This window comes from Vespertiliibacter pulmonis, from assembly GCF_013377275.1.
Lineage (GTDB): Bacteria > Pseudomonadota > Gammaproteobacteria > Enterobacterales > Pasteurellaceae > Vespertiliibacter > Vespertiliibacter pulmonis.
On sequence record NZ_CP016615.1, the window covers coordinates 1,624,229 to 1,648,390 of the forward strand.

Here is a 24,162-nt window from a genome sequence, read left to right on the forward strand (position 1 = left end):
GTAGAATAGGCGGCTATTTTAGGTTTTGGTTTATCCACTATTATTGCATTATTGTTTTGCTACAAGCGGTTATTTAATAGCTAAATTTTGCAGATAATCAATATTTTTAAAAAGAATAAACCCTAAAAGCTTACCTGATAACATAAGAGAGTTATTGAAAATGGCTTATGTATGAGGGAGAGTAATTCTAGTTTAATAATGGAGCAACTATGTCAGATGCAGTTAAAAAGCCCTCTTTTCTTAAAAGATTTGGCTTTGTCTTGATTTTATTATTGGTCGCACTGATTTTTATCGGTGTTGTTGGCCTCAATATGTTTATTGATCAGCAAAAGGCGGCCTATGCAAAATCTGCCCCAGAGAAATCATCATTAGTAACTGTAATGAAAGTTGAAGGTAAAGAGTGGACTCCTGCTATTGAAGCAGTAGGTTATGTTCGCCCAAATCAAGGAGCGATGTTAAGTTCTCAAGTCAGTGGTACGGTTAATCATATTTTGGTGAAATCAGGCGATATAGTAAAAAAAGGACAGCTATTAGTAGAATTAGATAGTTCGGTAGAACAGGCATCTTTGCGTGCAATGGAAGCCCAATTGCCTAGTGTGCAAGCAACCTATAACCGTTTTCAAACGTTAATTGCTTCAAATAGCGCATCAAAATCAGAATTAGACAATGCCCGTTCAGCTTATAATCAGTTAGTTGCGAATATTGAATCGTTAAAAGCATCAATTAAGCGCCGCCAGATTTATGCTCCATTTGATGGTCAGGCTGGGATCGTTAAAATCAATGTAGGTCAATACATCAATATGGGGACTGAAATCGTGCGAGTAGAAGATCGCAGTAAAATGAAAGTAAGCTTTACATTGCCTCAAACGGATTTAGAACGTCTTTCTTTTGGACAAAAAGTAACTGTATCCGCAGATGCATTATCAGGACAAACATTTGATGCACGTATTTCTGCCATTGATCCCGCAGTAAATAAATCGACAGGTTTAGTTGAGCTTGAGGCAACAGTAGATGGTAGAGATAAACTCTATTCAGGTATGTTTGCTCGTTTACGCATTGCATTACCAACAGAAAGAGAACAGGTTGTTGTCCCACAAATTGCTGTTACTTACACAATGTATGGTGAAAGTGCCTATGTGATTGAGCCTTTATCAGCAGAAGAAAAAGCAAAATTTGAGCAATCTAAAATGTATGGAGATAATGTCAATAAATTAGCTCGAGTAAAACAAGTCGAAGTAAAAACTGCAGATCGTCAAGGAATTTATGCACAGTTAATCTCTGGTGTTAAAGTAGGTGATACGATTGTAACGGGTGGTTTCCAACGGTTACATAATAATGCGTTGGTTGAAATATCTGATAAAGCAGGTGTAGGAACAACACAACCTTCTAAAAATACACGTTTATAATTGAGGAAAATGATGAAATTTACCGATATTTTTATTAAACGACCTGTTTTAGCTATAAGTATCAGTATCGTTATTGTTATTTTAGGATTGCAAGCGATATTTAAGCTGCAAGTGCGTGAATATCCTGAAATGGTAAATACTATTGTAACGGTTTCAACTGTTTATCCAGGGGCTGATGCGGAAACAATGCAATCGTTTGTTACTTCTAAATTAGAGGAGTCAATTGCACAAGCAAACAATATAGATTATATCACCTCATCAAGCGCTGCAAATAGTAGTAGGATCACGATTAAAATGCGGTTGAATACTAATCCAGGTATTGCTGTGGCAGACATTGCATCAAAAGTGAATGCGGTTCGTTCAGAGTTGCCATTAGGAATTGAAGATCCTTCTATTTCAGCGTCAAATGGCTCAATGGAAGCGATAATGTTTGTTCGCTTTGCATCTAATCAACTTTCAGCACCTCAAATTACAGATTATGTGGAACGTGTAGTGAAGCCACAATTATTCACTGTAAGTGGTGTTTCAAAAGTAACAATATTTGGTGGAACAGATTTTGGGCTACGGATTTGGTTAGATCCAGATAAAATGGCGGGGCTTGGGCTATCTGCTCCAGAAGTTATGGCTTCGTTGTCTGTTAACAATGTGCAAACTGCGGCAGGTAATACCAATGGTTATTTCACTGCTTATGCAAATAAAGTGGAATCTACTACACGCAATGTTGAGCAGTTAAGTAATTTAGTTGTGCGTACTACCGCAAGCGGTCAGCAAATTAAATTAAAAGATATTGCAAAAATTGAATTAGATAAAAATAACGATAATAGTCGTGCTATTGTAAATGGAGCCGATGCAGTTGTTCTTGCCGTTGAGGCAGCGAGTACGGCTAACTCATTAACCGTTGCTAAAAATTTATATCCGTTATTTGATAAAATCAAAAAAGATGTTCCCGCATCAATGGAACTAGAGGTGATGTATGATAAAACTATTGCCATCAATAGTTCTATCCAAGAAGTAATTAAAACTATCTTTGAAGCAACACTCATTGTTTTAGTTGTGATTACCCTATTTTTAGGTTCATTCCGTGCAATGATTATCCCAATTATTACCATTCCAATTTCACTCGTTGGGGTAATAATGGTGTTGCAGGGCTTTGGCTTCTCTCTGAATTTGCTAACTTTACTTGGGTTAATTTTAGCTATCGGTTTAGTTGTTGATGATGCGATTGTCGTACTTGAAAACGTCGACCGCCATATTAAAGAGGGAGAAACACCATTTAGAGCTGCAATTATTGGTACACGAGAAATTGCAACACCTGTTATTGCTATGACAGTAACCTTAATGGCAGTGTATTCACCAATGGCGTTAATGGGTGGAATTACAGGAACATTGTTTAAAGAGTTTGCTTTAACTTTAGCAGGGTCCGTATTTATTTCAGGCGTAGCGGCATTAACATTATCACCAATGATGTCAAGCCGAATTTTGAAAAAAACGGAAGAAGGTAAGCAGAGTAAATTAGAGCGTTGTGTTGATGGTTTTCTTACAAAAATGACAACCTGTTATACGAATATGCTTAGTTTTGTGATGACAATGCGTAAATCAATGTTAGTTTTTGCATTGGCTATATTCTCAACAGTTCCGTTCTTATTGAAATCATTGCCAACCGAGCTTGCACCCTCAGAAGACCGTGGCATTCTTATGGCGATTGCAAATGGGCCGTCAAACGTAAATTTAGATTACATTCAAGATATTATGGTACCTTTTGCAAATGAAACACAAAAAATTCCAGAAGTAAGTGCTACTCAAATTATGCCGGGCTATCCGAGTAGTAATAGTGCATTTGCATTATTACCGTTAGTCGATTGGAGTGAGCGTACTCGTTCGCAGACAGAAGTATTAGGGGCTATTAACCAAATCATACAACGTGTTGCTGAAGTATCTATAATGGCATTCCCAGTCCCTGAAATTTCAACCGGTGAGAGCGATTTACCGTTTTCGTTAGTGATTACGACTGCTAATGATTACACTAAATTAGCAGAAGTTGCACAGCAATTTTTATTAGAGGCACAACGTTCAGGTAAATTCTTCTTCAGTACCTTAGACTTGAAATTTGATACAGCATTAATGCGGATCAATTTAGATCGTGAGAAATTAGGGACTTATGGTATTACAGTACAACAAATCAGCTCAACATTGGGGAGCTATTTATCTGGCGCAACGTTAGCTAGAGTTGATATTGATAACCGCCCTTATAATATAGTGTCGCAAGTTGAACGTAGAAATCGTTTAAATCCACAAGATCTTGGTAATTATTTTGTTACAGCAAGTAATGGCGACTCTATACCGTTAAGTGCATTTGTTACGATGAAATTAGAAACAAGACCAGCAAGTTTAAGCCGTCTAAATCAGTTAAATTCAGCAAAAATTACAGGTATTTTATCGGGATCAATGGGGGATACGGTTGCTTGGGCAGAAGCAAAAGCAGCAGAAATTTTACCAGCTGGTTATCAATATGACTTTATGAGTGAGTCTCGTCAGTACAAACAAGAGGGTAATGCCTTAGCGATTACTTTTTCACTGGCAGTTGTGATGATTTATTTAGTACTAGCTATTCAGTTTGAATCATGGCGTGATCCGTTAGTGATTTTAGTGTCTGTGCCTTTAGCAATTAGTGGATCATTATTTGTGCTAAATATTTTAGGATTGGCAGGTGTATCTGGTTCCACTTTAAATATTTATTCGCAAGTGGGCTTGATTACGTTGGTCGGTTTGATCACTAAACACGGTATTTTGATGTGTGAAGTAGCAAAAGAAGAACAGCTTCATCACGGCAAATCAAGAGCAGAAGCAATTTTCTATGCTGCAAAAATTCGGTTACGCCCAATTTTAATGACAACTGCCGCAATGATTGCAGGATTAGTACCATTGTTATTTGCAACAGGAGCGGGGGCAGTTATGCGTTTTAGTATTGGGATTGTTATTGTAGCAGGTTTAGCGATAGGAACGATCTTTACTCTGTTTGTGTTACCTGTTATTTACACTTTCTTAGCGAGTGAGCATAAACCGCTAATGGAATTTGATGAAAATCAAGTGAATACAAAAATCAAATAATTATTTTATCAGATAGCAAGCGGTTAGATTTGACCAATAATTTGCAAATGCGAAATTGCAAAATAATGTGAAGATCTAACCGCTTGTTTATTTTTATTTCTACCTATATTTCGGTAGAATGTTAGTGATTTTTTTCTGTTTAAGGATTTCAAATGAATAAATTAAGTGTGGTAATTTTAGCTGCAGGTAAAGGAACACGAATGTATTCAGATTTGCCGAAAGTGCTTCATCCCATTGCAGGTAAAGCAATGGTTAAACATGTGATTGATACGGCAAAACAACTTAATGCGGATAATATTCATCTTATTTATGGACACGAGGGTGAATTATTACAGCAACGTTTGCAGTCAGAACCAGTAAATTGGGTACATCAAGCGGAACAATTAGGCACAGGACACGCTATGCAACAGGCTGCCCCATTTTTTGCTGATGATGAAAATATTTTAATGCTATACGGTGATGCACCTTTAATTACTAAAGAAACATTAGAAAAGCTAATTGCCGTGAAACCAGAAAATGGGATTGGATTACTCACTGTTGTATTAGATAATCCGACAGGTTATGGTCGTATTTTACGCCATAACGGATCGGTGGTGGGTATTGTTGAACAGAAAGATGCAACGGAAGAGCAACTTAAAATTCAAGAGATCAATACGGGCGTAATGGTTGCTAGCGGAAAAAGTTTTAGAAAATGGCTCTCACAATTAGATAATAACAATGCCCAAGGTGAATATTACATTACTGATGTGATTGCAATGGCAAATTGTGATGGCTTTGAAGTTAAAACTATTCAGGCAACAGATTTAATGGAAGTAGAGGGAGCAAATAATCGCTTACAGCTAATGGCTCTTGAACGCTATTTTCAACAAAAACAGGCAGAAAAATTATTATTGGCTGGCGTAACCATTTTGGATCCACAACGTTTTGACCTACGAGGCAGTTTGAAACACGGTAAAGATGTTGAAATTGATGTTAATGTTATTATTGAGGGCGACGTTATCTTAGGTAATAGAGTTAAAGTTGGTGCGGGTGTAATTCTTAAAAATTGTATAGTGGAAGATAATGTTGAAATTAAGCCGTATTCCGTCATTGAGCAAGCCACTATTGGTGAAGATGCTCGTATTGGTCCATTTTCTCGTTTACGCCCTGGCACCGAATTAGCGCCTGAAACACATATTGGTAATTTTGTTGAAATAAAAAATGCACAAATTGCACAAGGCTCTAAAGTAAATCACCTTGCCTATGTCGGTGATGCAGATATTGGCAAAGGGTGTAATATTGGTGCGGGGGTAATTACCTGTAATTATGATGGAGCAAATAAATTTAAAACAGTAATTGGTGATAATGTCTTTGTTGGCTCAGACAGTCAGTTAGTTGCACCTGTTACGATTGCGAGTGGCTCAACGATTGGCGCTGGCTCAACGGTTACTAAAGATATTGCAGAGAATGAGTTAGTAATCAGCAGAGTGCCACAGCGTCATATTCAAGGCTGGCAGCGTCCTACTAAAAAGAAATAGAAATAATTGGAGCAAGCGGTAGTTTTTTAGTAAGTTTTGCATAAACAATGAAAATCATCATTTCTTATGATAAAAAAATCTCGCTTTTTTACAGATTTTCCTGTAAAATTTGTCCGCTTTTTACTCGCTAAAAAGCAGAAAAACAATTTAATTTAACCCAAAATCACACACATATCATTAACTGATTATCGGGGTGCTGTTAAAAGCATTAGCTTTTAGTGGTCGGTTTTTCAGGGTATGTGGAGGCAAAACCCTTCCGTTAAGGCGGAACTTTATAAAAGGAAAATTTTATGGCACAAGTATCTATGCGCGATATGCTTAATGCGGGCGTTCACTTCGGTCACCAAACTCGTTACTGGAACCCAAAAATGAAACCATTCATTTTCGGTGCTCGTAATGGTGTTCATATCATTAACTTAGAAAAAACATTACCAATGTTCAATGATGCGTTAGTAGAATTAACACGCATTGCAAGCAATAACGGTAAAGTCCTTTTCGTTGGTACAAAACGTGCAGCGTCTGATGCAGTAAAAGCAGCAGCATTAGAGAGCCAACAATTTTACGTAAATCACCGCTGGTTAGGTGGTATGTTGACTAACTGGAAAACCGTTCGTCAATCAATTAAACGTTTAAAAGAGTTAGAAGCTCAAACTCAAGACGGCACTTTCGATAAAATTACTAAGAAAGAAGCGTTAATGCGTACCCGTGAACTTGAAAAATTAGAATTAAGTTTAGGTGGTATTAAAGATATGGCAGGTCTTCCTGATGCAATTTTTGTTATCGGTGCAGATTACGAACATATTGCAATTAAAGAAGCGAACAACTTAGGTATCCCTGTATTCTCTATCGTTGATACAAACGCAGATCCAGATGGTGTAAACTACATTATTCCTGGTAACGATGATGCAGCTCGTGCGATCCAACTTTACTTAGATGCAGCAGTAGCGGCAATCAAAGAAGGTCGTGGCGAAGAAACCGTTGTAATGGCAGAAGAAGTAGCAGCAGAATAATTTTTCTAAGGCTCAAGCCCTTATCATAACTTGTGAAGCAGGGGCGGTTTGTTCCCTGCTTTTCTTTATATATAATTTAAGAGGAATAAAAAATGGCTGAAATTACAGCAGCACTCGTAAAAGAGCTTCGTGAGCGTACTGGCGCAGGTATGATGGAATGTAAAAAAGCGTTAGTTGAAGCAAATGGTGATATCGAATTAGCAATTGACAATATGCGTAAATCTGGTCAAGCAAAAGCAGCTAAAAAAGCTGGTCGTGTTGCAGCTGAAGGTGTAATTCTTGCTCGTATTGGTGCAGGTTTTGGCGTATTAGTTGAAATGAACTGTGAAACTGATTTCGTAGCAAAAGATGCAAGTTTCTTAGAATTAGGTAATGAAGTTGCTGATTACGCATTAGCAAATAAAGGAATCACGATTGAAGCATTACAAGCACATTTTGAAGAAAAACGTGCAGCATTAGTTGCAAAAATCGGTGAAAATATGAATATTCGCCGTGTTTCATTCTTAGAAGGCGAAGTATTAGGTTCATACTTACACGGTGCGAAAATTGGTGTATTAGTTGCTGGCGTAAATGCAAATGAAGAATTACTTAAGAAAGTTGCAATGCACGTTGCAGCAAGCCGTCCAGAGTTTGTAAAACCTGAAGACGTATCTGCTGAAGTTGTTGCAAAAGAACGTGAAATTCAAATTGCTATCGCAATGGAGTCTGGTAAACCACAAGCTATTGCTGAGAAAATGGTTGAAGGTCGTATGGCGAAATTTACAGGTGAAGTATCATTAACTGGTCAACCATTCGTTATGGATCCATCAAAATCTGTTGGTGAATTCTTAAAAGAACAAGGTGCAGATGTAACTGGTTTTGTACGTTTAGAAGTTGGTGAAGGTATTGAGAAAGTTGAAGAAGATTTTGCAGCTGAAGTTGCTAAAATCACTGGCGGTAATGCTTAATTTCTCTTTATCTATAAAAGCCTAGAAAAAGCGAGCATATAGCTCGCTTTTTTATTGCTAAATAATCTAGGTATTCAGTGTCTGCTTACTTAAATTTTAGTCAATTTTTCTACCGCGTAGTAATTGTCTAATCCAAGTTCGATTAGGGCTTAGAGCTTGCAATATATCTTGGCTAAGTGGTTGGGGTTCTCCACAAATTTGGCTTGCCAGTAATTCACCAAGTAACGGTGCTGTTGTCAGACCTCGAGAACCAAGCCCCGCCAGTAGATATAAATTCGGGTAACATTCTGCTTTTTCAATGCTCTCTTTTCTTCGGCGTTGATTAAAGAGATTAGCAAATTGTTCTTTTTGGCGAGCGAAATTTGCCACAGCACCTACCATTGGAATTCTGTCTCTAAAGGCAGATCGAATACCCACTTTTCCTTGATTTTTTGAAATATCAATAGATTTTGTCCATTCGCAAGAGGTTAAATTATCTTGTAATTTTGCAAGGTTTTGCTGATGTTCTATGAGGCTAAAAGTGGTTTCTGAATTATCTCGTAAATGGCTTGCCCCAATACAATGGCTTTGTGAAGCAGACATCGGTGTGATATAGCCATCATAACACACAACACATTTGAGTCGTTGTAACGTATTGTTGGTAGGTACTTGGCTGACTTGCCCTCGAACAGGATAAAGTGGAATCCCTGCTGTTTGCTGAAATTCCGTGAGTGTGTGTCCATTGGCAAGTACTAATATTTGATGTGAAAAATGTTGGTTTTGATATTGCCAGTGCCATTTATTATATTCAAATTTAGGATTTTCAACTCGATGATTAAGAATAATTTTTAGCCCTAAAGTTTCGAGATAAGCAAAACTATTTTGAACGAGTTGTAGAGGAGAAATCCAACCGCCAGAGGCAATAAATGCACCACCGTTTTTTACAGGCAGCCCAATTTTTTCGGTTAATTGTTCAGCAGAATGTAACTGGAACAGATTAAAATCCCAGCCTTGTTCTGCTAGTTTTTGCAGCTTTTGTTGCGTTTTTTCATTGTAAGCATAAAGGGCAACTCCCGTAAAATCGTGTTCAAAATCAACCGCTTGTGCCAGTTTATTTAAACGTTGTAAAGCATAATCAAAGCTATGAACATAAAATCGGACATTTCGTTCGTCATCATCGCTTAGTTGTGGATAAATTGCTCCTTGTAAGTTGCCAGATGCATTTTGGGCTAGTTGTTCGTCTTGGCAGTAAAGGGTTACACTTTTTCCTCGTTCTAGCAGAGATAATGCTAAAAATAGGCTAGCCACTCCTCCGCCAACAATAGCAATATCGGTATTGTTTAAATTGGTATCAGGGTGATGGGAGTAAAAATAGGGATACTCGTAAGGAGCGTCTGGGCTAGCTAATGGCTTTTCTCCCCATAACATTTCTCGTTTCTTACCAAATCCTTTACGTTTTTTTACTTCAAATCCGACCGCTTGTAAGCCTCGTCTAACGTTACTTGATGCTGTAAAAGTAGCAAAACTACCACCGTTGCGAGTTAAACGAAAGAGCTGGCGATAAAGCTGTTCACTCCACATTTCTGGATTTTTATCGGGAGAAAATCCGTCTAAAAACCAACAATCAATACTGGAATTATAATTGTCGCCTAATTGTGGAAGATTATCAGTAATATCACCAAACCAGAGATCGAGGTAAATCTGTTCAAAATGATAACGCTGACAGCCAACTTGTCTTGGTTGCCAACAAGCGGTGAGTTGAGCAGAAAGGTTTACAAATTGGGGATATCGCTGATGAATTTCAATCAGTTGATCAGTGTTGAGTGGGAATTTCTCAAAAGAGATGAAATAGAGCCGTTTAAGGTGATGAGTGGGAAATTCTTCTCGAAATTGTTGAAAACGTTGGGCAACCGCTAAAAAATTTAGCCCTGTACCAAAACCTGTTTCAGCAATAACAAAAAATTCTCTAGAGTGATGTTGCCATTTTTCCCAAATCTGATTGCCTTCTTGGAAAACATATTGGCTTTCGGCAACGCCATCTAACGTAGAGAAATAAATATCATCAAATTGTTCAGAAATAGGGGTTTGAGTATGATTAAAAGCGACAGAGGCAAAATTGAGTTTTTTCATAATAGTTTGGATTATAAAAGAGAAAGACGCCTAAAGGCGTCTTTATTCGGCAGTAGAGTTAGAAAATATTTGAAGCAAAAAGTACGATAATACCTAATGAACCTACTACGGCAAGCATTGCATAACCAAAAGTACCCATTTTAATTCTCCATATTTATAAATAATTTTTACTATTGTAGAACGATTAAAGAAAAATGCAATGCAAGCGGTTATTTAGTTAAGAAATTTGTCAAAATTGGCTATAATGCGACTAATTTTTTAGTGTGAGGGCATTATGGCTACGATTAAAGATGTTGCCAAATTAGCAGGCGTTTCAACTACCACAGTCTCGCATGTGATCAATAAAACTCGTTTTGTGTCTGAAGAGGCCGTTAAAGCAGTGTGGAATGCCGTTTCTGAATTGAATTATTCGCCAAGTGCAGTGGCTCGTAGTTTAAAAGTAAATACGACTAAATCAATTGGAATGATCATTACAACTAGCCAAGCTCCCTATTTCGCAGAAATTGTGTTGGCAGTTGAAGAGCATTGTTATCAAAAAGGCTATTCACTTTTTTTATGTAATACGCAAAATGACCCTGAGAAAATTCAAAACCATTTAGATATGTTGGTTAAAAAGCGAGTAGATGGTATTTTAGTGATGTGTTCGGAATATACTGAAAATTCGTTAGCATTATTTAACGGAACAAATGTACCAATGGTTGTAATGGACTGGGGGCCGAATGATAATAAAAGTGATCGCATTTTGGATAATGGTTTGGAAGGTGGTTATCTTGCAACACGGTATTTAATTGAAAATGGACATCGAGATATTGCAATTATTGCAGGTGAATTAGTAAAAACGATTAGTAAAGCACGGTTTGATGGTTATGTGAAAGCAATGAGTGAAGCAGGCTTGCTCATTCGTGATGAATGGATTGTCGAAAATGATTTTGAGCCAGAGGCTGGCTATGAAAGTATGAATCATATTTTAAGCCAGCAAAAATTGCCGACGGCAGTAGTTTGCTCCTGTGATACAGTGGCGTTAGGGGCAATTTCAGCCATTACTGAGAAAGGGCTATCTGTTCCACAGGATATTTCTGTGATCGGGTATGATAATATTCATAATTCTCGTTTCTATGCTCCACCTTTAACGACAGTTCATCAGTCTAAAGCCCGTTTAGGACGATCTGCACTGGATATTTTATTGGATCGTATTCAACGTGAAGAAAAAAGTTATCAGCCAACGATTTTAGAATTTCATCCTGAATTAGTCATCAGACAGTCGGTGAGAAAATTAGCATAACCTTGAGGTATAAATGGAATATTTAATTGAATTTTTTAGTAGCTACGGCTATTGGGCCGTTTTTTTTATTTTACTTATTTGTGGTTTTGGTGTGCCAATTCCCGAAGATATTACCTTAGTATCAGGTGGCGTTATTTCTGGGCTGGGATATACCAATGTTCACTGGATGCTTGTCGTTAGTTTATTTGGTGTATTAGTCGGTGATAGTACGATGTACTGGCTTGGGAGAATCTATGGGGAAAAAATCCTTAAATTTCCGTTAATTCGAAATATTGCCACACCGAAACGATTTGCTGCTGTTCAAGAGCGTTTTGAGAAACAAGGAACAAAATTACTGTTTGTTGCCCGTTTTTTACCTGGCTTGCGTGCGGTGGTGTACTTAGTATCAGGTATTACATTGCGAGTTAATTATGTTCGATTTGTATTAGTTGATTTTTGTGCGGCTATTATTTCTGTTCCTATTTGGATCTATTTAGGCGATTTTGGGGCAAAAAATTTAGATTGGTTAGAAGCTCAAGTCCATAAAGGTCAAATTGCTATTTGGGTAATACTGTTTCTTGGTGGGTTATTTGTTCTTTGGAAGTGGAAAAAAAGTAAAAAACAAGAGAATAACGAGTAATAATTTCTTATCAAAAAATAAAGGGTCTCACGACCCTTTTTTATTTTAAGCACTTTTTGCCATTTCAAATTCAATTAACATCATTAAAATATGAATAACCTTGATATGGATTTCCTGAATACGGTCTGCATAGCGGAAATGCGGTACTCGGATTTCAACATCTGCAAGTCCTGCCATTTCGCCACCGTCCTTGCCTGTTAAAGCAATCACTTTCATTCCTTTTTGCTTCGCTGCTTTGATTGCATTTAGCACGTTTTTAGAATTTCCTGAGGTAGATAACCCAAATAATACATCGCCTTTTTGCCCAACGGCTTCAACAAAACGGGAAAAGACATATTCATAGCCGAAATCATTACTTACGCAACTTAAATGGCTCACATCGGAAATGGCAATAGCAGGATAGCCAGGACGATTTTCACGATAACGCCCTGTTAATTCTTCCGCAAAGTGCATTGCATCACAATGAGATCCCCCATTACCGCAAGAAAGTACTTTACCACCTTGTTTAAAACTATCCGCAATCAATAATGCAGCCTGTTGAATTAGCTCAAGGTTATGTTTGTCTGTAATAAATTTATTTAAGACTTCAGCTGCTTCTTCTAATTCAGCTAGAATTTGTTGTTGATACATTGAATTCTCCTTTTGCAAAAAATTGTTAAAGCTAACCGCGAGTAAGCGGTATTATTTAAGAAGTCTATCATAAGGCTTTGAACTTAACACTAGGAAAAAGCATTGAAATTAGGTAGAATTGGTGGAATTTAGCGTTTATTTAAAGGAACATTATAATGATCAATGAAATTAAAAAAGATACACAAGAGCGTATGGAAAAAAGCCTTGAAGCATTGAAAGGACATATTTCAAAAATTCGTACAGGACGTGCGCAACCGAGCCTATTAGATGGCATTCAAGTCGATTATTACGGTTCAGCAACTCCATTACGTCAGTTAGCCAATGTTGTGGCGGAAGATGCTCGTACTTTAGCAGTCAGTGTGTTTGACCGCTCATTAATTAGCATCATCGAAAAAGCAATTTTAACGTCAGATTTAGGGTTAAACCCGTCTTCAGCAGGTACAACTATTCGTGTACCATTACCTCCATTAACAGAAGAGCGTCGCCGTGATTTAATTAAAATTGTAAAAAGCGAAGGAGAGCAAGGTAAAGTTGCTATTCGTAATATTCGCCGTGATGCAAATGTAAAAGTGAAAGCATTAGAAAAAGAGAAAGAGATCAGCGAAAACGAAGAGCGTAAAGCACAAGATGAAATCCAAAAATTGACAGATCTATATATCAAAAAAGTTGATGAAGTTTTAGCAGATAAAGAAAAAGAGTTAATGGATTTCTAATTTTTACTTAGTTATGTAATGCCCTTATTCTATTAAAGAGTAAGGGCATTTTTTATAGTTTATCTAACCGCTTGTTATTCGCAATTAAGTAAAAATACTCCTGTTTGTGATAAGTGTAGGTAGTAGTCTGTCTGATTTTCATCATAATGTTCAGGGTTAAGATTGACTAAGATATCTTTTCCTTGCCAATGAGCGATAATTTCCCAGTACGCCCCCATATATACCGTGTGTTTAATTTCACAGCGTTGGATATCCTCACCGTGAGGTAATAGTTGGATAGACTCAGGACGAATACCGATTAAACAGTTGCCATTTGGTACATTAAATCGCTCTGCGTTAGAGAGAGTAAATTGGTATTGTCCGATAGTAATTTGGTTGCCTTGTCGCTTTCCGTTAAAAATGGTGGATTCCCCCATAAAATTAGCAAGAAAGAGCGAGTTTGGTTCCAAATAAAGCATTTTGGCACTATCTTTTTGTTTGATACGCCCTTTATCCATTACAATCACTTCATCAGATACAGCAAAGGCTTCCGATTGATCGTGAGTAACGTACAGGGACGTAATATTCAACCGCTGTTGTAATTCACGGATTTTTTCTCGCATTGAGCGACGAAGGTTCGCATCAAGGTTGCTGAGTGGTTCATCAAAGAGTAACACTTTAGGTTTAAGAATTAACGCACGAGCAAGGGCAACCCGTTGTTGTTGCCCACCTGAAATTTGATCGACATACCGATCTTCAAATCCAGCTAAATCCACTAATTCTAATGCTTCTTTAATCCGTAATTGACGTTCTGCTTTGGGTACACCTTGCATTTTTAGCCCATATCCCACGTTATCACCAATAGACATATGGGGAAATAGAGCATAAGATTGGAAAACAATACAAATATCACGTTGCTGGATTGAGTTATGTGTAACATCTTCTCCTTCAATAAAAATTTGACCACTCGTTGGGTTTTCTAATCCAGCCACTAGGCGTAAAACCGTAGTTTTACCGCAGCCAGATGGACCGAGTAGTGTTACCATTGTCCCTTTTTTAATTGATAGAGTAAGGTTATCAATTACCGTGCTTTTACCAAAAGATTTCGTTACATTTTTTAACACTAAAAAATCGTTTTGTTGTTCCATTCTATGTTGTTCCATTCATTTTTGAGCAAATTTAAATAGCAAGCGATAAGTTAATCAATTATTTTGCTATTTCCTATTTTGTCCAATATCGTTACGTTGTCACTTGTTTGGCTTTTGATTTTGCGATACGAGTTTCGCCGACAAGCCAATCAAATAATAAAATAATGCTCATCATTACGATAATTAGAATTGATCCGTAAGCAATTGCAATGCCATATTCGCCATCTTCAACTCGATTTAATATATAAGATGTTGCTACCCGTGTATCTGCTGTAACTAAGAAAATAATGGCACTTACAGTGGTCATTGCCCGTACAAAACTGGTAATTAGGGCAGAAAGTAATGCAGGTTTAAGTAAAGGTAACACAATAAAGAAAATGGTTTTAAATGAGCTAGCTTTAAGCGAGAGAGAGGCTTCGTCTAATGATTTATCTAGTTGCCCAAGCCCTGCGATTGCTGCACGCATACCTACGGGCATATTTCTCATTACCATAGATAAAATAATAATAATCCCTGTGCCTGTGAGATAAATCGGTGTATTGTTAAATGCAATAATATAGGAAACACCTGCGACAGTACCTGGTACAGCAAAGCAGAGTAAGGTCATAAATTCAAGGGTTTTCTTACCTTTGAAATCACGGCGTACTGTGATGTAGGCAATAAGTAAGCCAAAAATAGCCGTGATTGGGGCAGCAGTTGCTGCAAAAATGACTGTTTGAATTAACGATGGCCAAGCTCCATCATTAAATCCTTGCCCGAAGAGATCACTGTAATTTTTCAAGGTAAGGGTGTAATCGACCCCCCAGTTTACGGTGAAACTTCCATAGAAAATACTGCCGTATAGCACTACATTGAATAGCACCCAAAATCCTAAACTGCAAATAATAATGATCTTCAGACCGCTTGGAAGATCTTGTACATCTCCCCGATAAGATTTGCCTGATACGGTAACGTAAGAGCGGTTGCCTATCCAGAGATATTGCACCACAAAAATAACTAATGAGAAGAGTAGTAATAGCGTTCCAAGTGTGCTTGCAGAGACATAGTCTAGCTGTGAGCCTGCAATGTAAAAATAGATTTGGGTGGCAATCACATCAAAATTCCCGCCTAATACCAATGGCGTACTAAAATCAGCGAGAGATTGAATGACAACCACTAAAAATGAGTTGGCTAAGGCTGGTTTTAATAGCGGGAAAATAATATGGGCGAATGTTTGATAGCGGTTAGCACGTAAGGTATAGGCAGCCTCTTCTACCGATGGGTGAATTGATTTTAATGCACCCTCTAAAATCATAAATGACATTGGTGTTAAAGCTAATGTATGGGCGATAGTGATACCCGTAAACCCATACAGCCAGTTCGTATTAAAACCTAAATATTCTACTAAAAATGCGGTTACATAGCCTGAACGCCCGAGCATTAGGGTTACGCCTAGTCCGACAACAAATGGGGGGGTAACAATCGGTAAAATGGAGAAAATTTTACCAATAACGGCGGTACGTTTTGCAATCCGAGTGGTATATAACGCAAAGGCTAACCCAAATAGAGTAGAGAGTATCCCAACTGTTGCAGCGACACTTAATGAGTTTCCAATAACCCGTAAGATATAAGGCTGTTTTAGAATATCTAATACTTGGCTTGGTACAAATTCATTACCGTTAAATAGCATTGAAATAAAAATTGCTACAGTTGGATAGAGAATAAAAAAGACAATAAGTAAAAGAATAATTAGCAATGATGCAATGATAAATCGATCGCCTTGCATTATTTTAAATGTAGCTAACGCATTTGTTGTTAGCCCTATTAACGCAAAGATTAAAAAAAGAACAGCATAACCTAAGGCAATTTTACAGATAATGGCAGAAATAAGGACAAAAGCAAAAAGCGTAATACTGCCGAGCAAAGTGAAAATTGCAGTATTACGATCATTGTTTTGTGGAATAAGAAAAAGTACAAGAGGGAGAAACCATGCCCAAGTAATACTAAAACTTGCCCACCCCATAGCATTGAAGATTTCATCACGGCTAGAGTCGAATAAACCATAGTCTAAAGCTTGAGTAGGCAATACGCCAAATGCAACTAAAGCTAAACAGACCCAAAAAGTAGGGCGAGAGAAAAAAGATGTTGGCATAAAACCTCACAAATCATTTTGTATAACAAGGCATAGAAACATTCAGCCCTGTAAATAAGGCTGAATGTAAATAGAAAGCAAAAATTATAGAATTAGTGAGCTAATTTAACTTCTGTTAGCCATTTGTCAATTAAGTATTTACGTTCCTCACTTGAGCCGTATTTATCAAAATTATAGTTTATCAAATTAAGTTTAGCTGGATTGAGCGAATAAGGTGATTGCTCTGCGTCCATATTAGTAAGCACTTGGAATGCATCACCTTTTTTCCAAGCAAGCTCTTGAGCTTCTTTAGATAAAGCCCAATCAACAAATAATTTTGCATTGTCTAAATTTCTTGCACCTTTAAGGATACTAATACCACCTAGTTCATAGCCTGTGCCGTCTGTTGGAGCAACAATTTCAATATTAGCCCCATTTTTCTTCTCAATCGAGTAATCGTGTAAGAAGCCAATACCAATAGCGGTTTCTCCACGAGCAGTATTACGAGCAGGTGTTATTCCAGATTTTGTATATTGAGAAATGTTTTTGTGCAACTTCTTAAAATATTCAAAGGCTTTATCTTCACCCCAAAGTTGAACAAAGGTTGCAATCGTTGTATATGCCGTGCCAGAACTTTGTGGATCGGCAATTTGAATTTCTCCAGCTAAGCGAGGATCAAGCAAATCTGCCCAAGTTGTAGGTACTTTTTCAATGCCAAGTTGTTTTAGACGATCTAAATTCACCCCAAAACCTAAAATCCCCATATAGACGGCAGATGTATAGTTTCCTTTTAATTTTGCAGGATCTCTAAATTTTTCTATAATTTTTATTAAATTGGGCGATTGATAAGGCTGAAGTAAGCCCATTTCGCCTGCTTGAGATTGCGGATCGAGTGTTCCGCCGTACCAAACATCGGCTTGGGGGTGGTCTTTTTCAGCCTCTACTTTCGCAAAAGTACTGCCTGACCCATTACGAATAAAAGAGACTTTTACATCATATTTTTCCCCAAACGTTTGGATTTCTTGCTCACAAAAAAGGTGGGAGGCACTACAATAGACGACTAAACGTCCAGCCGCATTTGCTTGGCTGACAAGTAAAGTGCTGAGCAGGAGCGATGAAAGTGCGAGAGATAATTTTTTAAATGGCATAGATTACTTTCCTTTTCGTGATGCAAAATTGGGTGAACTATACCGAATTTTAAGGAAAGAAACTGTGAGTTTATTCACAAATTAGAGAATTTTTCATATTTTGAATAATTTCAGTAGAAGGAAGAACAAGCGGTTAGATCCTATATTTTTTTGCAAAAAAATATTAAGAACTTACCGCTTGTTATTGAGGTTATTTTTTGCTGATAGCGCCTAAAATTCCTCGCATTATCTGTTTAGTGACTTGATTACGCAAGTTACGTCCTACGGATTTTGCTACACTCCCGATCATTTGTTCTGCAACAGATTGTTCGCTTTTTTTCTTCGTACCAAAAATACTACCAAGAATGCCCGTTAAAAAACCGTTTTCTTCAGCTTGTTCTGCCTGCTGAGCTTGTGCCTGTGTTTGTGCATTTAGCACTTCAAAGGCTGATTCATTATCTACAAATTGACTGTAATGTTGATAGAGATCGTCTTGTTTTACAAAAGCTAAACGTTCTTGTTCCGAAATTGGCTTTAACTGGCTTTTCGGTGGGTAAATATATGCAATTTCAACGGGGGTTGGCATACCTTTTTCATCTAAAACGGAAACTAATGCCTCACCGACTCCCAGCTGAGTAATGGCTTCTACTACGTTGATTTTAGGATTAGCACGAAATGTTTCAGCAGCAGATTTGACAGCTTTTTGATCTTTTGGGGTAAATGCCCGTAAGGCGTGTTGAATACGGTTACCGAGCTGTCCAAGTACAGATTCGGGTAAATCAAGTGGGTTTTGCGTAACAAAATAAACACCTACCCCTTTAGAGCGGATCAATCGTACAACTTGCTCAATTTTATCCACTAAAACTTTTGGTGCATTATCAAACATTAAATGAGCTTCATCAAAAAATAGCACAAATTTGGGCTTGTCTGGATCGCCCACTTCAGGTAGTTGTTCAAAGAGTTCAGCCATAAACCAAAGAAGAAATGCGCCATACATTCGAGGTGAGTTGATTAAACGTTCAGCATTTAATACGTTAATAACACCCCGTCCATCACGAGTTTGTATCCAATCTTGTAGATCCAATGCAGGCTCACCAAAAAGATTCGTTGCCCCCTCATTTTCTAATGTGAGTAGTGAGCGTTGAATTGCTCCAACACTGGCGGCAGAAACATTGCCATATTCCATTTGAAATTGTTTAGCATTTTCAGCCACAAATTTCAGCATTGAACGGAGATCTTTTAAATCAATTAACAGTAATCCTTTATCATCTGCAACTCGAAACACAAGGTTTAGCAAACCCTCTTGGGTATCATTAAGGTTGAGTAGGCGAGCAAGAAGCATTGGGCCCATTTCTGAAATGGTTGTACGCAGTGGAATACCTGTGGTGCCGAAAACGTCCCAAAAAGAGACAGGAAAGCCCTCTAAATAGCTTTCGCCACCGAGATGAAATTGTTCAATTCGCTCTGCAATTTTTCCTTGGAAACTGCCCGCTTGTACTAAGCCTGATAAATCCCCTTTTACATCGACTAAAAAAACGGGTACGCCATCTTCGCTGAATGCCTCAGCTAGTTTGCGTAGCGTAACGGTTTTCCCCGTTCCTGTTGCCCCTGCGATTAAGCCGTGGCGGTTAGCCATTCGGGCAATGAGGGAGAGTGGTGTGCCATCGGTTGTTTGTGCAATAGTATAATTCATTCTCTTTTCCTTATCGTACGATGATGGGTTAAGTGCGTTTAGATTTTTTAAATTTTCCAGCACGAGGGCTTGATTTACCATTTTCGTGGTTGCCAACAGTAAATCCTCGTTCCCAATTTTGTTTGAAATGGTTTGGTAGCTGTGAAATATGGCAGAAATTCATTCGATTTTGCAACATTTGTGTTTTTTGCTGAGTAAATGATTTTCCAACACGATAGCCGTCTAAATACCAATCATCGCTATCTTGGCATTCAGTAGTGTTGATACGGCGAGTAGCTGTTTTATGTGATGAATTTGTATCTTTAGGTTTAGTTTCTTGTTTTTGAGCGAGATAGACATTCGGCGTGCCTTTAACTACTTTGACGGCTTGCCCTGAAGTTGAAGGGCGGAATAAATCACTGATTTGAGTAAGCTGATTGCTACATGCAGAGAGTAGTAATGTGCCAGTGGTAAGGATTAAAATACGAGAAAATTTCATTATGTTAAGTAATTATATTATTTGAATTAAATGATTAGAGAAATAAACGGTAAAATTTTGTCTAATTTCACCGCTTGTTGATCTAAAGTTTCAATTACGGGCGGCGTCTATTTCGGTTATGTTGTGGCGTGCGTAATTTATTGTTGTAACTGCTTCGTGCAGGCTTAGGTAAGGGTAGCAGAGAGCCACTGTCGTATTGGCTAACAGGAATGTGATGCCCAATATATTCTTCGATAGCAGGTAAATTCATTGCATAACGTTCGCAAGCAAAACTGATTGATGAGCCACTTTCGCCTGCTCGCCCTGTCCGTCCGATACGATGAACGTAATCTTCTCGGTCATCAGGGAGATCATAATTAAAAACGTGGGTAACATCAGCAATATGTAAACCTCGAGCCGCAACATCGGTTGCCACTAAAATATCTAAGTTGCCTTGCGTAAAGCTATCTAGCAATGTTAAACGTTTTTTCTGTGGAATATCACCCGTGAGTAAGCCAACACGGTGTCCATCAGCGGTGAGATAACGCCAAATTTCTTCACATTTGTGCTTAGTATTAGCGAAAACAATGCAACGTTCAGGCCATTCTTCTTCCATTAAAGTCAGTAATAATGCCATTTTATCTTCATTTGAAGGGTAAAATAGTTCTTCTTTAATACGATGCCCCGTGCGTTGTAATGGCTCTACTTCAACATATTCAGCATTATCCATATCTTCAAAGGCAAGCTCACGGACTCGATGTGAAAGGGTGGCAGAAAATAACATTGTCAAACGCTCGCTTGGCTTTGGCGCTTTTCGCATTAGGTAGCGAATATCTTTAATAAAACCGAGATCAAACATTCGATCAGCTTCATCTAGCACAATCACTTGGATTTTATCTAAGTTGATAATGCCTTGTTTGACATAATCAATTACCCGTCCTGTTGTACCAACCAAAATATCAACGCCTTTTTCAATTGCGGCTAATTGTTTCTCATAGCCATCTCCACCATAAGCCAGAGCAAGGTTAAATTCTGAATGAGTTAAGAAAATTTCAGCATCAGAGGCAATTTGTACAGCAAGTTCTCGAGTAGGAGCGAGAATGAGGGCTTTAGGTTGGTTCGGCTGGGTTGTGATTGGGTTGCGGTATAAATAGTTAAGGGTAGCTACTAAAAATGCCAAGGTTTTACCTGTGCCTGTTTGTGCTTGCCCCGCAATATCTTGCCCTGCGAGGGTAAATGGCAACGTTTGTGCTTGAATGGGCGTGCAAAATTCAAACCCTTTGCTATCTAAGGCAGAAAGTACTTCATCGGCAATCGGGAAGTCAGCAAAACGTTGTTCAGTAAGATGTTTAGACATCATTAACTCCTTGAGTTACAAGCGGTCGGTTTTACTTAAATTTCGCAACACTGTATTAAAACCGCTTGTTATGGATTTTAGATAAATTTTTGGCAAGATAGCATAATTATGATTATTTTAGTAGTTAAAAACACTATCGAGATATCGTAAAAATGCGTAGAATGACTAATAGTTTTCGTTATAAAAACGAGTTATATAGGAGGTTTGAAATGTTAAAACGAGAGATGAATATTGCAGAGTATGATCACGAAATATGGCAGGCAATCCAAGATGAAAATCGTCGTCAAGAAGAACATATTGAATTGATCGCTTCAGAAAACTACGCCAGCCCTCGAGTGATGGAAGCTCAAGGCTCACAATTTACCAATAAATATGCCGAAGGCTACCCAAATAAACGTTATTACGGTGGTTGTGAATATGCTGATGTTGTCGAACAATTAGCCATTGATCGTGCGAAAGAATTATTTGGAGCAGATTATGTCAATGTTCAGCCCCATTCTGGCTCACAAGCAAATGCAGCCGTCTATGGCGCATTACTAGAGCCTCACGATACTATTCTAGGAATGAGCTTGGCACACGGTGGGCATTTAACGCACGGGGCAAATGTGAATTTTTCGGGCAAAATTTACAATGCAGTGCAATATGGCATTACTGCAGAAGGCTTGTTAGATTATGAAGATATTCGCCAAAAAGCGTTAGCACACCGCCCGAAAATGATTGTCGGTGGGTTTTCTGCCTATTCACAGGTGGTGGATTGGGCAAAAATGCGTGAAATTGCTGATGAAGTCGGGGCTTATTTATTTGTAGATATGGCTCACGTTGCTGGTTTAATTGCAGCAGGGCTTTATCCTAATCCACTTCCGCACGCCCACGTTGTAACCACCACCACACATAAAACCTTAGGTGGGCCTCGTGGCGGGTTAATTCTTTCCAGTGCAAAAGATGAAGAACTCTACAAAAAATTACAAAGTGCCGTTTTCCCAGCGCATCAAGGCGGACCATTGGTTCACGTTATCGCTGCCAAAGCGGTCTGCTTTAAAGAAGCCTTAGAGCCTGAATATAAAACCTATCAAGCTCAAGTGATAAAAAACGCCAAAGCAATGGTTGAAATTTTTAAACAACGAGGCTATAAAATCGTCTCAAATGGTACAGAAAACCACCTGTTTTTAGTCGATTTAATCAGCCACCATTTAACGGGCAAAGAGGCGGATTTAGCCTTAGGTAAAGCGAATATTACCGTCAATAAAAACGCCGTACCGAATGACCCACAAAAACCATTTATCACCTCAGGTATCCGCATTGGCACACCTGCAGTTACCCGCCGAGGTTTTAAAGAGGCAGAAGTCAGCGAACTGGCTAATTGGATCTGCGATATTTTAGACAGTATTGGCAAACAAAATGAGGAAGAAGTGATTGAAGTAACAAAAGCGAAAGTATTGGATATTTGCCAACGTTTCCCAGTATATGCCTAACAAGCGGTGAGATTTGAGAAAATATTTGAAAGTTAGTTAGACTATACCTTTAATTAAAATGTAATAAACCCAGTATTCATTACTGGGTTTATTTATATCTTCTTACTCTGTATTTTCAGAATTATTTGGCAAAATCAAATTAAGCGACATTGCTAAAATTGAACCAACAGTAATGCCTGAACCAAAAGCTTCTTGGAAAAAGCTAGGCAATTTGTTTAAAATTTCAGGGCGAGTAGTAACGGCTAATCCGCAACCAATAGAGATAGCGATAATCAAGCCGTTACGTTTACTACGCTCAACTTTATCCAGCATTTGAATGCCTGCCACCACAATCATTGTGAACATCATTAACCCAGCACCACCTAAAACGGGGATAGGGATCGACACAATCAACGCCCCTAATACGGGGAAAACACCTGCTAATACTAATAAAATCCCCATTAAGGTAACGACATAACGGCTAGCTACACCAGTCAGCGAGATAACGCCAATATTCTGTGAGAAAGAGGAAAATGGAGTGGTGGACATAATAGCAGCAAAGGCAGAACCAACGCCATCACAAAGTACCCCACCCCGTAAATGTTTGCCGGTAATTTCTGTTTGCGTGGCATTACCTAATGCAAGGAAATTCCCGCTTGATTCAACAATGGTAACTAAGTAAGCAATACTCATACCGATAATGCCTGAAATTGGGAAGGATAATCCGAAATGTAATGGCTGTGGTACGGCAAAGAGTTGGGCATTACGCACGCCTTCAAAGTTTATCCAGCCTAGAGCAAGCGCAACAATATAGCCTGTGATAATGCCAATGAAAATGGCAGAGGCTGAAAAAATGCCTTTTCCCCATTGAACTAATATAACAACTACCACTAACACAAAAGTAGCCATTGCTAAATTAGCGGGTTCTGCGTAATTGGGATCGCCTTTTTGAGCACCCGCAAACCAATCGACTGCAACGGGAACAAGGCTCAAACCAATCATCATTACCACCGTACCTGTAACCACAGGTGGAAATAATTTTCGCACATAAGACATAAAGAAACTGCCAATAATCATTACAAATGACCCAACAAGCGATGCCCCCATAATGCCCGAAACTCCATATTCGCTAAACCCAATTGCTAAAGCTGCGGCAACAAAGGTAAAACTTGTTCCCATTACGCTCGGTAGACGCAGACCAACAGGGCCTAATCCCCGACACTGGATAATAGTAACAACGCCCGATACCAGCAGAGCTGCATTGACTAAGACGATAGTGTCTTCGGTTGGGAGTTTCAACACATTACCAATCACCAACGGAACGGCAATAATCCCTCCGAGTGCCGCTAAGAGATGTTGGGCAGCTAAGAGCAGGCTAAGCCCAAGAGGTGGTTTTGAATCAATCGGGTAGAGAAGTTTTTGCATTGGCATTTCCTTAGTAGTAGCTGTTAAAATTTGGCGGATTATACGGGGAACGTTCACGCAAAGCAAACGATTGC

The 24,162-nt window shown here is 38.4% G+C and carries 18 protein-coding genes; 9 read left to right on the forward strand and 9 right to left on the reverse strand.

Translation table 11 applies throughout. The annotated features are described in order from the left end of the window. Nucleotides 1–209: 209 nt before the first annotated feature. The 5 genes from A6B43_RS07910 (at nt 210) to tsf (ending at nt 7,988) form a co-directional block, all read left to right on the forward strand. Nucleotides 210–1,406, forward strand: coding sequence for an efflux RND transporter periplasmic adaptor subunit (locus A6B43_RS07910; RefSeq protein ID WP_124210432.1), 1,197 nt, complete (start codon nt 210–212; stop codon nt 1,404–1,406). A gap of 12 nt (nt 1,407–1,418) precedes the next feature. Continuing rightward, nucleotides 1,419–4,514 (forward strand): efflux RND transporter permease subunit, encoded by a 3,096-nt coding sequence (locus A6B43_RS07915; protein ID WP_124211010.1) that lies wholly within the window; start codon nt 1,419–1,421, stop codon nt 4,512–4,514. Between the two features lie 152 nt (nt 4,515–4,666). After that, a complete protein-coding gene (gene glmU / locus A6B43_RS07920) occupies nt 4,667–6,031 on the forward strand; it encodes a bifunctional UDP-N-acetylglucosamine diphosphorylase/glucosamine-1-phosphate N-acetyltransferase GlmU (protein ID WP_124210433.1) in 1,365 nt (454 codons plus the stop codon). Between the two features lie 290 nt (nt 6,032–6,321). Then, nucleotides 6,322–7,041, forward strand: a complete 720-nt coding sequence (gene rpsB / locus A6B43_RS07925) for a 30S ribosomal protein S2 (protein ID WP_124210434.1) — start codon at nt 6,322–6,324, stop codon at nt 7,039–7,041. A gap of 92 nt (nt 7,042–7,133) precedes the next feature. Next, nucleotides 7,134–7,988, forward strand: coding sequence for a translation elongation factor Ts (gene tsf, locus A6B43_RS07930; RefSeq protein ID WP_124210435.1), 855 nt, complete (start codon nt 7,134–7,136; stop codon nt 7,986–7,988). Between the two features lie 96 nt (nt 7,989–8,084). On the opposite strand, the gene mnmC is transcribed toward tsf, so the two are convergent. Further along, a complete protein-coding gene (gene mnmC, locus A6B43_RS07935; protein ID WP_124210436.1) occupies nt 8,085–10,097 on the reverse strand; it encodes a bifunctional tRNA (5-methylaminomethyl-2-thiouridine)(34)-methyltransferase MnmC2/FAD-dependent 5-carboxymethylaminomethyl-2-thiouridine(34) oxidoreductase MnmC1 in 2,013 nt (670 codons plus the stop codon). A gap of 274 nt (nt 10,098–10,371) precedes the next feature. Between mnmC and purR the strand changes: the two genes are divergently transcribed. Beyond that, complete coding sequence (gene purR / locus A6B43_RS07940; RefSeq protein ID WP_124210437.1) at nt 10,372–11,379, forward strand: HTH-type transcriptional repressor PurR; 1,008 nt, start codon at nt 10,372–10,374, stop codon at nt 11,377–11,379. A 13-nt stretch (nt 11,380–11,392) separates the two neighbouring features. Further along, nucleotides 11,393–11,998, forward strand: coding sequence for a DedA family protein (locus A6B43_RS07945; RefSeq protein WP_124210438.1), 606 nt, complete (start codon nt 11,393–11,395; stop codon nt 11,996–11,998). A gap of 45 nt (nt 11,999–12,043) precedes the next feature. Here the strand turns inward: A6B43_RS07945 and lpcA are convergent, their stop codons facing one another. After that, on the reverse strand, nt 12,044–12,628 hold the full coding sequence (gene lpcA / locus A6B43_RS07950; RefSeq protein WP_124210439.1) for a D-sedoheptulose 7-phosphate isomerase: 585 nt from the start codon (nt 12,626–12,628) through the stop codon (nt 12,044–12,046). A 155-nt stretch (nt 12,629–12,783) separates the two neighbouring features. Between lpcA and frr the strand changes: the two genes are divergently transcribed. Then, on the forward strand, nt 12,784–13,341 hold the full coding sequence (gene frr / locus A6B43_RS07955; protein WP_124210440.1) for a ribosome recycling factor: 558 nt from the start codon (nt 12,784–12,786) through the stop codon (nt 13,339–13,341). A gap of 74 nt (nt 13,342–13,415) precedes the next feature. Here frr and fbpC read toward each other — a convergent pair whose 3' ends face one another. From fbpC to rhlB, 6 genes are all read right to left on the reverse strand, one after another. Beyond that, nucleotides 13,416–14,468, reverse strand: coding sequence for a ferric ABC transporter ATP-binding protein (gene fbpC / locus A6B43_RS07960; protein ID WP_124210441.1), 1,053 nt, complete (start codon nt 14,466–14,468; stop codon nt 13,416–13,418). 91 nt (nt 14,469–14,559) lie between these two features. Next, the gene (locus tag A6B43_RS07965) at nt 14,560–16,599 is read right to left on the reverse strand and encodes an ABC transporter permease (protein ID WP_124210442.1); all 2,040 of its coding nucleotides are present in this window, start codon (nt 16,597–16,599) and stop codon (nt 14,560–14,562) included. A 92-nt stretch (nt 16,600–16,691) separates the two neighbouring features. Continuing rightward, nucleotides 16,692–17,726: an ABC transporter substrate-binding protein gene (locus A6B43_RS07970; protein ID WP_124210443.1), complete on the reverse strand. Its 1,035-nt coding sequence runs from the start codon at nt 17,724–17,726 to the stop codon at nt 16,692–16,694. Nucleotides 17,727–17,916: 190 nt separating this feature from the next. Beyond that, complete coding sequence (locus A6B43_RS07975; RefSeq protein WP_124210444.1) at nt 17,917–19,398, reverse strand: helicase HerA-like C-terminal domain-containing protein; 1,482 nt, start codon at nt 19,396–19,398, stop codon at nt 17,917–17,919. A 28-nt stretch (nt 19,399–19,426) separates the two neighbouring features. Further along, complete coding sequence (locus A6B43_RS07980; RefSeq protein WP_124210445.1) at nt 19,427–19,876, reverse strand: hypothetical protein; 450 nt, start codon at nt 19,874–19,876, stop codon at nt 19,427–19,429. Between the two features lie 94 nt (nt 19,877–19,970). Next, complete coding sequence (gene rhlB, locus A6B43_RS07985) at nt 19,971–21,212, reverse strand: ATP-dependent RNA helicase RhlB (protein WP_124210446.1); 1,242 nt, start codon at nt 21,210–21,212, stop codon at nt 19,971–19,973. Between the two features lie 209 nt (nt 21,213–21,421). Here rhlB and glyA point away from each other — a divergent pair, with 209 nt between their 5' ends. Beyond that, nucleotides 21,422–22,684 (forward strand): serine hydroxymethyltransferase, encoded by a 1,263-nt coding sequence (gene glyA / locus A6B43_RS07990; RefSeq protein ID WP_124210447.1) that lies wholly within the window; start codon nt 21,422–21,424, stop codon nt 22,682–22,684. A 102-nt stretch (nt 22,685–22,786) separates the two neighbouring features. Here the strand turns inward: glyA and A6B43_RS07995 are convergent, their stop codons facing one another. Next, a complete protein-coding gene (locus A6B43_RS07995) occupies nt 22,787–24,088 on the reverse strand; it encodes a nucleobase:cation symporter-2 family protein (protein ID WP_124210448.1) in 1,302 nt (433 codons plus the stop codon). Nucleotides 24,089–24,162: the final 74 nt, after the last annotated feature.

Coding starts and splice junctions, on each gene's coding strand:
- A6B43_RS07915 (WP_124211010.1), top strand. CDS start 1,419: ATGAAATTTACCGATATTTTTATTAAACGACCTGTTTTAGCTATAAGT.
- lpcA (WP_124210439.1), bottom strand. CDS start 12,628: ATGTATCAACAACAAATTCTAGCTGAATTAGAAGAAGCAGCTGAAGTC.
- glyA (WP_124210447.1), top strand. CDS start 21,422: ATGTTAAAACGAGAGATGAATATTGCAGAGTATGATCACGAAATATGG.
- rpsB (WP_124210434.1), top strand. CDS start 6,322: ATGGCACAAGTATCTATGCGCGATATGCTTAATGCGGGCGTTCACTTC.
- A6B43_RS07980 (WP_124210445.1), bottom strand. CDS start 19,876: ATGAAATTTTCTCGTATTTTAATCCTTACCACTGGCACATTACTACTC.
- A6B43_RS07970 (WP_124210443.1), bottom strand. CDS start 17,726: ATGCCATTTAAAAAATTATCTCTCGCACTTTCATCGCTCCTGCTCAGC.
- A6B43_RS07910 (WP_124210432.1), top strand. CDS start 210: ATGTCAGATGCAGTTAAAAAGCCCTCTTTTCTTAAAAGATTTGGCTTT.
- mnmC (WP_124210436.1), bottom strand. CDS start 10,097: ATGAAAAAACTCAATTTTGCCTCTGTCGCTTTTAATCATACTCAAACC.
- rhlB (WP_124210446.1), bottom strand. CDS start 21,212: ATGTCTAAACATCTTACTGAACAACGTTTTGCTGACTTCCCGATTGCC.
- A6B43_RS07945 (WP_124210438.1), top strand. CDS start 11,393: ATGGAATATTTAATTGAATTTTTTAGTAGCTACGGCTATTGGGCCGTT.
- tsf (WP_124210435.1), top strand. CDS start 7,134: ATGGCTGAAATTACAGCAGCACTCGTAAAAGAGCTTCGTGAGCGTACT.
- A6B43_RS07975 (WP_124210444.1), bottom strand. CDS start 19,398: ATGAATTATACTATTGCACAAACAACCGATGGCACACCACTCTCCCTC.
- glmU (WP_124210433.1), top strand. CDS start 4,667: ATGAATAAATTAAGTGTGGTAATTTTAGCTGCAGGTAAAGGAACACGA.
- frr (WP_124210440.1), top strand. CDS start 12,784: ATGATCAATGAAATTAAAAAAGATACACAAGAGCGTATGGAAAAAAGC.
- A6B43_RS07965 (WP_124210442.1), bottom strand. CDS start 16,599: ATGCCAACATCTTTTTTCTCTCGCCCTACTTTTTGGGTCTGTTTAGCT.
- purR (WP_124210437.1), top strand. CDS start 10,372: ATGGCTACGATTAAAGATGTTGCCAAATTAGCAGGCGTTTCAACTACC.
- fbpC (WP_124210441.1), bottom strand. CDS start 14,468: ATGGAACAACAAAACGATTTTTTAGTGTTAAAAAATGTAACGAAATCT.
- A6B43_RS07995 (WP_124210448.1), bottom strand. CDS start 24,088: ATGCAAAAACTTCTCTACCCGATTGATTCAAAACCACCTCTTGGGCTT.